Consider the following 12,952-nt stretch of genomic DNA (forward strand, 5'->3'; position numbering starts at 1 on the left):
AAGTTGTTACTGTTTATGGTAGCCATCCCTACAAACGCCTACCAAGACGCTAAAAACACACTCGACACGACTCAAGACACTATTAAAAAATTTACCTTGGGGGTAATAGAATGAAGACACAATTCAAGTTAGGTTTGACCGCACTTGCGGTAGCGCAATGCTTAAATATCAGCATTGCTTCAGCACAAGAAGCGGCCGATGTTGATAAACAAGTTGATATCAGCGAAACCGAAGTTATCACTGTCCGTGGTTTCGGTAGCACATTAACCCGTTCACTACAGCATAAGAAGTTAGCTGATTCGACGGTAGAAATTATCTCCACGGATGACCTGGGACAACTTCCCGATGTGACAATCACTGATGCCCTCGCGCGCTTACCGGGTATTGCAGCAGACCGTGATCGCGGAAACGCGAGTCAGATTTCTATTCGAGGTATGGGGCCGCGCCTTAACCTTGCAACCATGAATGGCCGAGAAATTGTTAGCGGTGAACCAAGTCGTAGTGTTCGTTATGAACAATTCCCTGCGGAGCTTATTAGCTCAGTTGAAGTATTTAAAAGCCCTTTAGCAAGTAATATTGAAGGGGGTATCTCTGGCCTAGTTAACATGCAGTTCGTTGAACCCTTGACCAAAGATGAAAGGGCCGTCAACATCAGCGGGCACTTGATGAGTTACCCTTTAGCTGACGATATTCCCACAGCCGACTCCCAAGGTTATCGCGCTAATTTCAGTTATATCGACCCTATTTCAGATACATTTGGTATTGCGTTTGGCGTTGCCGTTCAAGACCAACCCTCGCTACAAAAAGATGTTACCTCGTGGGAATACAACAATGTTCCGGCTGATCAGGGTGATGTTAATGGTAATGGCATCCCTGAAGCGGCCCCTTGGGGAGCACAGACGGCTACGAAAGGCGGTGACAACCAGAGAATTGGTGCAATGACGGTACTTCAATGGCTACCAAATGAAAGTTTAGAGCTAAAGTATGACCTCTTTTATTCCAAATTTGATATTGAAGAACGAGAAGACCAAATCTGGTTCGACGGCTGGGGTAACTGGGGTGGCTTAAATAACTGGAACGTTGCAAATGCCAGTAACCCACCGCAAATCATTACTAAACCCGATGGTTCAGAACAAATTGTTGCAGGTGGAATGTTGTGGGGCGGTAGCCACACTGCAAATAATTCTACTTGGTTCCAAGAAAACGAACTTGTCAGTACAGGCTTAAATGCTGAATGGTTAGGTGACGTTTGGAAGGTAAATGCGGACATTGGCTATTCAGAAGCTTCAATAACTTCTCGCTGGGTGAACATTCAGTCTTGGTATTGGGATGCAGATGCTGATGCAAACGGCATGGACTATAGCTGGGACACTACCGCTGAGCGCTTATCCATTGGCACTGGTTATGACATGAGCGATGTTACGGATTACGGTCTTGATTATATGCAGGTGGACAACGACCGCCTGTTAGAAGATGAAATGATCACTGCCAAGCTTGATTTCTCTCGACCTATCGAGTGGGGAATTATTGATGCAATGAGCTTCGGCGGGCGTTGGACAGATAGAGAAAAAGACAATGATGTGGTTAGCTGGCAACAAAGTGTAGCCAATAGCAGTGCCAATGTAGACGCCTTTACTTACGAGCTTGGTGAAGGCTATGGCGTCCCTGCGCTTTACAGCATAAAAAATTGGTCAGAAGTAGCGCAGGAAGCGTTTGGCGGGATAGATAACCGCAACCAGCATACCCAGACTAATGCCGATATACTTAATAGCTGGAATGTTCAAGAAACTAATACTGCATTGTACGTTCAGTTTAATCTGTTAGGTGAAATTGGCGGTATCTCGTACACAGGTAATGTAGGTGTGCGCTACATCAATACCGAATCTACTTCAACAGGTTTCCAGCAAGCTGACGGGGGAGAGCTAACTGCGGTATCGATTGACCATGACTACAGTGAGGTGCTGCCTGCGCTAAACTTACGTTTTGACATTACGGACGATTCGCAAATTCGCTTTGGACTTTCACGTGCTATATCTCGTCCGCCACTCATTGAAATGCGTACAGGCTTACAAATTAATACATCTTCTACAGTTAACTCTGCTTCTGGCGGTAACCCTCAGCTAAATCCGTTCATCGCGGATCAAGTTGACCTGGGCTATGAATATTTCTTTGCTGAAGATGCTGCTCTTACCGTGTCACTCTTCTTCAAAGACCTAAAGAGTCATGTAGGTGCTGCTACAGATACTCTTAATATCAATGGTGAGAGTTACCAATTTACCGGCCCAGTGAACGGTGATGGTGGCCAGATTCGCGGCGTTGAAGTGATGTATCAGCAAGCGTTTAACATGTTGCCAGAACCTTTTGATGGCTTGGGGATTTATACCAACTACAGCTATACAGATACGAATGTGACTGAGTTTGAGCCTGAAAACAACCCATTGACTATGGGGGGCTTATCTAAAAATGTAGGTAGTTTAACCCTTTGGTATTACAAAGCAGGTATTGATGCGAAGGTGTCATATAACTACCGCAGTGCATACACTAGCGTAGGTAGCTGGGACCCAGGTGCCGTTTTCACTATAGATGACGAAGCCACGGTTGATGCCAGCATTGCCTACGAAGTGACCGAAAACTTCAAAGTAATGTTACAAGGGCAGAACCTAACGAATGAAGCGTCTACGTCATACTTTGACAACGACCCTACCCGACCACGTCAATACGCTGAATGGGGACGCCGTTACTTGTTAGGCTTCCAATACGCGATGTAAATGTGTTGTATCGGCACTGCTCTTTCAAATAAGGGCAGTGCCTTTTTGCGTTTAAGCCAACTAGGCTTGTCTATTTTTGATTTCATCCAGGCTAGAGCAATGACTTCTATTTCCCGATTTAGCTTTTTACTCTTTTGTCTGTTGTGGTTAGGCGCGTGCCAGCCCTTCATGTCTTCTTCTAATCCACCGCATTCTTCATCGCCTTTTCTAAGTGAAGTAGTTCCTTTCAATCAAGACTGGCAGTTTAAGAAGGCGGACGAGGCGCTTACGCCTGAGCAAATAGCCCAAGCATGGGAAAATATTGCTCTTCCACATACTCCCCAGTTAGAGCCTGAAGTGGTAAATGACCAATGGCAAGGTATTGCGTGGTATCAAAAATCGTTTTCAGTGCCGGCAGAGTGGCTTGAGCAAGCGGTGTTTATTCGTTTTGAGGGAGCGATGAATGCTACAGAGGTTTGGCTTAATGATGAGAAAGTGGGTACTCACTTAGGTGGATATTTGCCGTTCACTTTCGATTTAAGCCCTTACCTGGTGTCAGGAAGGAATACCCTCCGCGTGCGCTTAGACAACCGTGACAATGACGTGACTGGCCCGAAGCCACTTACATTGCTTGATTTTAATACCTACGGTGGCTTATATCGCGATGTTAATCTTCTGGTAAAAAACACCTTGATGATTACTGATGAGATGCACGCTAACGAAGTAGCCGGTGGCGGTGTTTTTGTAACCTTCCCTTTTGTAGATAAAGTGAAATCTGAAGTAAACATTAAAACGCATGTAGCTAACACCAGCGGCGAAGAAAAAACGTTTACCCTTACCCAAACTTTGTCATTTGATGGAAGTGAAGTTCATGAGGTAAGCCAACAATACACCCTGCCGGCAGGTGAAAAGCGTCATTTTAATCAGTTAATTACAGTAGCTGAACCTGCCTTATGGTCTCCTCAGCACCCCAACTTATACACACTGGACACTGTATTGTCGCATGGCGATACAACTATAGAACATCAATCGCGAAACATCGGTATTCGCTCTTTTGTCTTCAATGATAAAAATGAGCTACTGATAAACGGTGAAAAAACCTTTCTTCGCGGTGTCAACCGCCACCAGGAATATCCGTTTGTCGGCTACGCAACCTCTGCTCAGGCTGATTACCGCGATGCCGTAAAAATCAAATCGGCGGGTTTCGACTACGTTCGATTGTCCCACTACCCTCACTCAACAGCATTTATGAAGGCGGCTGACGAACTGGGCTTAGTATTACTGGATGCAATATTGGGTTGGCAATATTACAACCCCACTAAAGAGTTCGAAGCTCATACCTTAAAAGCGTGTGCTGATTTACTACGCCGAGACCGTAATCACGCTAGCGTCATTGCATGGGAGTGCTCATTAAACGAATCAGACATGCCGGGCGAATTTATCGCAGCACTATCTGATACAGTACATGCCGAATACCCTGGCGCCTATTCCGCAGGATGGGAACTAGGCTACGATATTTTTGTACAAGCCCGTCAACACCGACTTCAGCATTACGAAACACCCACAGTCCCTTACATTGTATCTGAGTACGGGGACTGGGAATATTACGCGCAAAACGCGGGTTTAAATCAGGATAGCTGGCAAGATTTGCAGGAAGATGAGCGTACTAGCCGTCAATTACTAAATAGCGGTGAAAAGCGCCTGCTGCAACAGGCAAAGAACCTTCAAGAAGCCCACAATGACAACTTTACCGTACCCGCCTTTGCAGACGGTTACTGGGTAATGTTTGATTATAACCGCGGCTATGCCGATGACATTGAAGCTTCGGGTATCGCCAGTATTTATCGTCAGCCTAAATTCAGCTATTACTTTTTCCAAAGTCAACGGAATGCAGACGAACACGCCCCGCAATTTGAAAGCGGTCCCATGGTGTATATCGCAAGTAATTGGGATGAAACGTCAAGCACTAATGTGCGCGTTTTCTCAAATGCCGAGCGCGTCGCGCTTTACCTCAACGATCGCTTAATTGCGACGCAAAGCCCCGACACTGATGCTTTGAGTACGCACTTAGCGCATCCTCCCTTTACCTTCTCAATAGATAACTTCGAGCCTGGTACATTGCGTGCTGAAGCGCTAATTAGTGAGAATATTGTCGCTCGTCATAGTGTCACAACGCCAGAGAACGCCACTGCGCTAACGCTACGACTCGACACCTCAGGTATTGCTCCTACTCCCTACGTGAAAGACAAAGTATTTGTATACGCACAAATGGTAGATGCTAAGGGCAATCCTGTTCGCACAAATAACATCGAGCTGAATGCTGAAGTTGAAGGCGATATTAAATTATTAAATCAAAGCCCCATTACCACCTCTCAGGGAGAAGGCGCTTTATTAATTGAAATTGGTGAAACACTTAAAAACGCCAAAATCACGGTTACTGCCAAAGGTCTAAAACCTGCAACATTATCACTTGAAAAGTAAGGAAAGACCCATGCATATATTAGTCACCGGTGGTGCTGGCTATATCGGCTCACATACCTGTATCTCGTTAGTTGAAGCAAGCCATTCTGTTGTGGTAATTGACGACTTCTCTAACAGCCACGCCGAAGCACTTAAGCGGGTAGAAGGTATTTGTAATACAGAGATCCCTCATTATGAGGGTGACGTGGGGGATGAAGAGCTGCTCAGACGTGTTTTCTCAGAGCACACCTTTGATGGCGTCATTCACTTCGCCGGCTCAAAAGCAGTGGGGGAATCTGTTGAGAAACCTATGCTTTATTACCGAAACAACGTTACTGCCAGCCAGACTTTAATAGAAACTATGCATCAGGCTGGCGTACATACGTTAGTGTTTAGCTCTTCAGCGACAGTTTACGGCGACCCGCAAACTGTACCTATTGTGGAAGACTTTCCCGTCGGCGCGACCAATCCCTACGGCAGAAGTAAACTCATGGTAGAGCAAATCATACAAGATTTTGCGACTGCCACGGCTCAATTTAACGGTATTATTTTGCGCTACTTTAACCCAGTGGGCGCTCATCCTTGCGGACGGATTGGAGAAGACCCAAGTGGAATCCCAAATAATTTAATGCCTTTTATTGCACAAGTGGCCGTGGGCAAGCGCTCTCATCTGGCCGTATTTGGCGATGACTACCCCACCAATGATGGCACTGGAGTGCGCGACTATATACACGTATGTGACTTAGCGGAAGGGCATGTTCGCGCTTTGGAGCAATTGCATGGAAAACCGGGCAGTCACTGCTTAAATCTAGGAACGGGTAGCGGTGTTTCAGTGCTAGAGATGGTAGACGCCTACGCGAAAGCAAGTGACCGACCTATCCCTTATCAAATTGCTCCCCGTCGCCCCGGCGATGTGGCACAGTGTTACGCCAACTCAAGTCACGCTAAAGAGGTGCTGGGATGGCAAGCCACCCGCACCTTAGAAGACATGGTGAAAGACAGTTGGCGATGGCAGTCGTCTAACCCTAACGGCTATCGCTAAGCCTAACTTGTAGGAAAATTAAGATGTTCTCAAAAATATTCGTAACCTCAATCGTTTTGGCTACTATGGGCTTAACTAGAGCGGGCTTAAGTAGTGCAGTAAGTTTGACCGATACCACGTTACCCCCTACTCCCGTGACAGTAGAAAACGGCCGGTTGTTATGGGACAACGGCGACCCAGTCCACTTGTTTGGTGCCAACTACAGTGCGCCGTTTGCCTATGGATATCGCGCTATCGCTCGGCGTGGAATTGATCACAAAGCCGCGATCGATATAGACGTGGACCATATGACCCGGCTTAAGCTAAATGCTTATCGCATTCACGTATGGGACAAAGCCATCAGCGACAAAGAAGGCAATCTCATCGACAATGAATATCTTGAGTTATTCGATTATTTGATGATGCGCCTTCAAGAGCATGGCATTCGCGCTATCATCACTCCCATTGCATGGTGGGGAACGGGCTATCCCGAACAAGATCCCGCTGAGCCTGGATTTGCAGTGGGCTACAGCAAAAACGATATGAATGAAAAGCCTGCGCTTATTGCCGCCCAGCAGCGCTATCTGACTCAGTTTATGGCGCATAAAAACCGCTACACTGGGCAACCCCTTGGCAGCGACCCTGAAATTATCGCCTTTGAGCTTTTTAATGAGCCCAAACATCGCTTAGCTCCACAAAAGAGTGCGACGTATATCGAAACCTTAATTAAAACGGTTAAAGACGCAGGTGTTACCAAGCCTTTGTTCTATAACATTAGTGAACAAGGTGACCAGAGAGACTTTGCCAAAGCGGTATGTAACACGTCAATAGATGGTATCGCGTATCAGTGGTATCCCACTGGTTTATTAAAATACAGTGCGTTGAATACCAATGTACTGCCTGCGGTTTCAACGTATACCAACCCATTTAGTGATATCAGCGGGTGCAGTGATAAAGCGCGCATGATTTACGAATTTGACGCGGCGGATATCACAAATAGCGTAACGTACCCCGCGATGGCACGCAGCTTTCGCGACGCGGGGTTTCAATGGGCCACTCAGTTTGCTTACGACCCTGCGGTAATTGCAGACAGTAACTCAGACTACAATACTCACTACTTAAATTTATTGTATACGCCAGCGAAAGCAATAAGTTTGATGATTGCCGGTGAAGAGTTTCGTAATTTACCTCAGGACTATGAAGCTCCAGATTACCCGCAGAGTAACCAATTTCATCATACAACACTGGACTACCTCGCTGACTTGGCCGTGTTTGATGATACTAAACAGTTCTATTACACAAACAGCACCACTCGCAGCCCTAAAGATGTTGATAGCCTAACTCACATTGCAGGGGTTGGATCATCTGAGCTGGTTAAATACACGGGCTCCGGTGCATACTTCTTGGATAAACTGGGAGACTCGCAGTGGCGATTAGAGGTATTCCCCGATGTGATCAATCTACAAGACCCACATCAGAACTCTAGTCTTAACCGAGAAGTCAGTCGGTTGTCAGTTAAAGCCAATAGCATGACTCTTTTCCTTCCCGGTCTGGGCGAGCGCTTTGGGGTGACTGGTGTTAACGACGGCAACAACTACCAGTCTCAGGCTTCAGGAGGTAATTTCGTTGTCACGCCTGGGGTATATTGGCTATCACCATCAGAGGCAAAGCCACCAGGTGACATAGACTCGGCCTATTACTTACCGCCAATCAAACCAGGTGAAACCATAGTGACTCACCAACCCCAACGTCAGCGGACTCTTGGTGATACCCTGACCTTTAGTGCGACGGTGCAAAGTGTAACGCCTAATCCCCTCGTTACCTTAAATGTACGTTATGAGGGCCACAGTGACTTCGTTACTTTGCCTATGCAACAAGGAGATAAAGGGGTTTATCAAGTTACACTACCGAATGACAATACGTGGAAACTCTCAGGTAAATTGGAATACGCCTTTACCATTACTGACGGAAATACCACAGTAACTTACCCTGGTAAGCAACGTGGAAAACCGCAGGATTGGGATTTCTCAAATAATGCTTACTATCACACGATATTGCAACCTGCAGGCAGTCCAGTACTTCTCTTTAATCCAAGCGAAGCGAGAGGGACGTTTGTACCACCGCAAAACACGGTGAGCTGGCCGGCCTCTTCGGCGACCACCGAGGGCGAAACAGTTACGCTCAAAGTCTTTGACGATAACCTTCAATCTGGTGGGCCATTACTGCGTACGGATCTCCCTAAAAATGCCACTTTGATAGACCGTACCTTGAAAAAATATAACGCTATTGCACTACGCGTTCGTTCATTAGGCAATAGCGACCGGTTGCAATTTGGCGTTATTGCTAACGATGGGCTGGCCTACGGCACTGATTTTACTGTAAGTGACGAATGGAAAACCTTGATTCTTCCTGTTTCGGCCCTAAAACCCACGGCGACCTTATTAACTCGTGCGTACCCTATGTTTATGCCAGTTACCATGGGGCCATTTGACGAGCAACCTCCTTTGGATATTCACCAGATCACAGGGCTTCAATTTATATTACCACCACTCAAACGCGCACCTAAAAACGGTTGGCGTGGCATTGAAGTGGGTAAAGTTGCACTGGTGAAGATGGAATAAGCTAAGTTACCGTAAGCATCTCCTCCATTTCCAACCTCACGCTAAAGTGATGAGTTTGGAAATGGAGTTCGGGATCACCAATTATTCAGGCGCGACGACTGGTAAAAAGGATTGGGTTGGTGTCACGTAAGATAACTTTTTAACTCACCTGATTAGCAAGTGACGCTGAACTATAGATTTTCGTAGAGCTCCAAATGAAGCCGTACTATCGCATGATTAATTGACCATAACTTTACTCCACCTTTCATCGAAAAGTGGTTTAAAAAATAAAGGATATCCATCTGCTGCAAAATTGATGTCTCTAAAAATTTGATTTTGCTTAGGGTTAGACATGATGTCCGTAAATGCATTATCTAAAGCATTAGTGACTATATGCCCTAGCTCACTTTTAGAACAAAGTACGCGTTTTGTTCCTCTTAACTCTTGCGATAGTTCGCTGAGTTGATAAACATGAAGCACGTCGAGCTCTTCTTTTGGTAATACTGAAAACTCGCGGTGACCTACATATCCAAAGTCAATTCTGCCACTTTCCAGTAGCTCAATTGTATGCATGCCTAAATCTTTCCCTAAACCATTTAAACGCACCACATTATTCGGTGTAGCCCATTGCTCGAACGTATCGGCATAAACGTTGTTCACTTCGTCGTAAAGCACCGTTCTCAAGTTTTGTCGAAGAAGTGTTCGCAATGAAACGGACTCAAAATAACCCAACATTGGGTTAGCATGCCCGGCGACTAACTTCTTATTCGAGGAGGAATGTAATGCTTTTTTAGCAGCGATCAGTAGCGGTAAGTTAATAGAGGTAGGTTGGGTGAAATATCCCCATTCTACTCGTTCCTTCTGATAGGCAGCCCCATAAAAGCAATAAACTTTTTCAGAAGAATGCGTATTCCGGACTAGCGACCATGCACGCTTCACTGGGTAAACTTCAAACTTATGTTCATAACCATTTAAGTATGTAGAAAGATAGGCCATTACGTCGTAAAGCGGGCCCGCTGTAATGCTGACACCATTGCCTTCAAGTCCAAGCTCTGGTGGGCGTACCCAGGTCACTGTAGGCTTTTGAAAAGTGCATTTTTCACCTTCACATTTTCCACCTGTTTGGGCAAATAACATGCCGCTCTTTAGGGACAACAAAAGAAAAGCCACCACTGTTACTACTACTGACACTGTAAAACCCGATTTTTCTTACATGAGAATCTTAAACGCTCGCTGTTCACGCTTATTTGGTAAACCGCATAGGTGAATACTGAAATCATTTTAATGATAATTGAGAGAAGCTATGGCGGGCATCAATCTCATAATTAAGCGGACTTAGCTCAAAACAAAAAGCCGCTATAAAGCGGCTCTTATAATATTTTTAACACGTGATATGTCTCAGGTAAACGCTAAAACGGAATATCGTCGTCAAAATCGAAGTCTGGTTCAGCCATAGGCGGAGTCTTAGGCTGTGACGGGTTACCACCCTGCGGCGCTTGATTATAACCACCGCCTTGGCCCTGGCTCTGGTTATAGCCGCCTTGCTGGCCTCCACCTTGTTGTGGAGCCTGGTTGTAACCACCTTGCGCTGGCGCTTGATTATAACCGCCTTGGTTGTTTTGAGGACGCTGGTAACCGCCGTTTCCGCCGCCACCATCACCGCCGCGACCGCCAAGCATTTGCATTTGATCTACGATAATTTCAGTGGTGTACTTATCCTGACCTTGTTGATCTTGCCACTTACGCGTTTGCAATTTACCTTCTACGTAAATTTGCGAGCCCTTTTTCAGGTACTCTCCGGCAATTTCTGCTAAGCGACGGTACATTGTAAGGCGGTGCCACTCAGTGCGCTCTTGAACCTGACCCTGTTGGTCTTTCCAGCTTTCGCTAGTTGCTAGGCTTAAGTTCGCAACGGCGTTTCCGTTAGGCATGTATCTAACTTCAGGATCATTGCCAAGGTTTCCAACAAGAATAACCTTATTAACGCCTTTCGTTGCCATTGATGTCTCCTGTAACGTTTTTAGTGGCTTGCTGCATAACTCTTTTAACTAAGACATCAGCAAGCGCGAAAGTTCATCGAATATTAGCCGGTTAGTATATCGTATTTTATTGGGGAAATTTGAAGTTTTTCGCCCCACTTATACGCTACCAACTGCAACACATTCTAGAACTTAGCAAAATTTATTGTCAGCGTCTTCTGAACTTTCGCGTTGTTTTTCATAAAGTATGATACGGGCGTATGAAGTAAATACGCCCTATCAATTTTACCACCAGGTAATGTAAAACGCTGCTGTAACAAGCACTACGGCTATTGATGCAACGTTGAACCCTTTCGTGGTTTTAAATTCAACATCGTTTATATCAACGGCGTTTTCACTGACCCCTTTTTTCTCTAGAAGCGAAACAACTACAGCAAGCGCAACGCAAAGTAGGAATACGATACCCACGCGGTCGATGAACGGTAGTTCTGGCCAAACTTGTCTAAATACAATACTCAGTACAAACGAGCCGAGGGCGGCAAGCAAACCACCGTTCGCCGTCGTTTTCTTCCAAAACATACCCAGCACGAACAGCGCGCAAATTCCTGGTGTAAAGAAACCAGTAAACTCCTGAATGTATTGGAACGCTTGGTCGAAATTGCCCAATAGCGGCTTGGCAACAATCATGGCGATTATCAGTGCTACAAAGCTCACTATACGCCCTACTTTCACGTAGTGCTGCTGAGACTCGTTAGGACGCTTATCTTTATATAAGTCCATAGTGAAAATAGTAGAGACACTGTTTGTCATTGACGCAAGTGAAGAGACGATAGCCGCAACTAACGCCGCAAAAATTATCCCCTTAAGACCTACAGGCATAAGCGTCATTAAGCTTGGGTAAGCTTGATCTGGCTTAGCTAAGTCAGGCACGATAAGTACTGCAGCTATTCCAGGTAGCACGACGATTAGCGGCATAAGTAGCTTTAAGAAAGCCGCAAAGGCAATCCCTTTTTGTGCTTCCTGTACGCTTTTTGCGGCTAACGTTCTTTGAATAATGTATTGGTTAAAGCCCCAGTACGACAGGTTCATTATCCACATACCGCCTACCAGCACTGAAATACCCGGTAAATCCATATAGTGCGGATTGTCTTTCGACAGGATCATGTCGAACTTTTCTGGCAACTTGTTAGTTAAATCGACGAAACCTTGAATAGCGCCATTGCCGTCACTGATTAAGTTCAGCGCAGTATATGAAAGGAACAAACCGCCCAGCACCAATAAAACCACTTGAATAATGTCGGTCAAGGCTACAGCTTTAAGACCGCCGTAAAGGGAATAGGTTAGCGAGAAAAGGCCAAGGAACATCATGCCGTAAATCATATCCACACCTGCGATGGTGTTAATGGCAAGGGCACCAAGCCAAAGCACAGCGGTGAGGTTTACGAAGACATACACGCCTAGCCAAAAGATAGCCATGACTTTTCGCACGCGATGGTCGTAGCGCTGCTCTAAAAATTGAGGCATGGTGTAAATCTTGTGCTTTAAAAAAATCCGGTAAAAAGAACTTACCTACAATAAGCAACGTGATGGCGGCCATCCACTCGTAAGAAGCTATGGCGAGGCCTAATTGATATCCCGAGCCGGACATACCAATGATTTGCTCGGCTGATATATTGGCCGCTATAAGTGATGCGCCAATTGCCCACCAAGGTAAGCTTGAGCCTGCAAGAAAGTAATCGTTTGTATCTTTTTGGTGGCCCTGCTTTTCACGAGAAACCCACCACGCAATTCCAACGAGCGCGACGACATATACCACAAATAATGTGATATCTATTGATGCTAATTTCATAGTTTTTCCCAAAGTTTTTATTTTGGGTGCGGCGATTATTTTTATGCAGGGTACACAGGTGAAAAATTGTTTTTATTATTCTATTGGTTTTTGCCACACCGATGTCACGTTTTTAAAAACGCGTTTAATCAAACAAGTGTTCATTCTTATGCAACTCAACGTTGCCCAAAACCACACTTGTCTAAGCTCATATTAGTATCACACTTTGTTTACTTTTTTTAACTAGATTTAATATTTTTCATAAATTTGTCCTTCGCGGTTACATTTCGAGCGAGATATAAGAAGATTAGGATAAG

The 12,952-nt window shown here is 45.4% G+C and carries 6 protein-coding genes and 1 pseudogene; 4 read left to right on the plus strand and 3 right to left on the minus strand.

Annotated features, from left to right (window positions below):
* The first annotated feature begins 110 nt into the window (after positions 1-110).
* The 4 genes from ACX5J7_RS00480 to ACX5J7_RS00495 all read left to right on the plus strand — a co-directional run bounded on the left by ACX5J7_RS00480 (position 111) and on the right by ACX5J7_RS00495 (position 8,849).
* Complete coding sequence (locus tag ACX5J7_RS00480) at positions 111-2,768, plus strand: TonB-dependent receptor (RefSeq protein ID WP_012516758.1); 2,658 nt, start codon at positions 111-113, stop codon at positions 2,766-2,768.
* A gap of 168 nt (positions 2,769-2,936) precedes the next feature.
* Positions 2,937-5,228 carry a glycoside hydrolase family 2 TIM barrel-domain containing protein gene (locus ACX5J7_RS00485; RefSeq protein ID WP_348681053.1) on the plus strand — a complete coding sequence of 764 codons (2,292 nt, stop codon included), beginning with the start codon at positions 2,937-2,939 and terminating at the stop codon, positions 5,226-5,228.
* Between the two features lie 10 nt (positions 5,229-5,238).
* On the plus strand, positions 5,239-6,249 hold the full coding sequence (galE, locus tag ACX5J7_RS00490) for a UDP-glucose 4-epimerase GalE (RefSeq protein WP_474375968.1): 1,011 nt from the start codon (positions 5,239-5,241) through the stop codon (positions 6,247-6,249).
* A gap of 23 nt (positions 6,250-6,272) precedes the next feature.
* On the plus strand, positions 6,273-8,849 hold the full coding sequence (locus ACX5J7_RS00495) for a hypothetical protein (RefSeq protein WP_474375969.1): 2,577 nt from the start codon (positions 6,273-6,275) through the stop codon (positions 8,847-8,849).
* 216 nt (positions 8,850-9,065) lie between these two features.
* Here the strand turns inward: ACX5J7_RS00495 and ACX5J7_RS00500 are convergent, their stop codons facing one another.
* From ACX5J7_RS00500 to ACX5J7_RS00510, 3 genes and pseudogenes are all read right to left on the minus strand, one after another.
* Entirely contained in the window at positions 9,066-10,019 is a 954-nt protein-coding gene (locus tag ACX5J7_RS00500) for a hypothetical protein (RefSeq protein ID WP_474375970.1), read from the minus strand.
* Between the two features lie 218 nt (positions 10,020-10,237).
* The gene (locus ACX5J7_RS00505; protein ID WP_012516753.1) at positions 10,238-10,828 is read right to left on the minus strand and encodes a single-stranded DNA-binding protein; all 591 of its coding nucleotides are present in this window, start codon (positions 10,826-10,828) and stop codon (positions 10,238-10,240) included.
* A 264-nt stretch (positions 10,829-11,092) separates the two neighbouring features.
* Positions 11,093-12,656, minus strand: a pseudogene (locus ACX5J7_RS00510) (sodium/sugar symporter).
* Between the last annotated feature and the right edge of the window lie 296 nt (positions 12,657-12,952).

The sequence above is a fragment of the Alteromonas infernus genome, from assembly GCF_902705815.1.

Coding starts and splice junctions, on each gene's coding strand:
- ACX5J7_RS00480 (WP_012516758.1), top strand. CDS start 111: ATGAAGACACAATTCAAGTTAGGTTTGACCGCACTTGCGGTAGCGCAA.
- ACX5J7_RS00485 (WP_348681053.1), top strand. CDS start 2,937: ATGTCTTCTTCTAATCCACCGCATTCTTCATCGCCTTTTCTAAGTGAA.
- galE (WP_474375968.1), top strand. CDS start 5,239: ATGCATATATTAGTCACCGGTGGTGCTGGCTATATCGGCTCACATACC.
- ACX5J7_RS00495 (WP_474375969.1), top strand. CDS start 6,273: ATGTTCTCAAAAATATTCGTAACCTCAATCGTTTTGGCTACTATGGGC.
- ACX5J7_RS00505 (WP_012516753.1), bottom strand. CDS start 10,828: ATGGCAACGAAAGGCGTTAATAAGGTTATTCTTGTTGGAAACCTTGGC.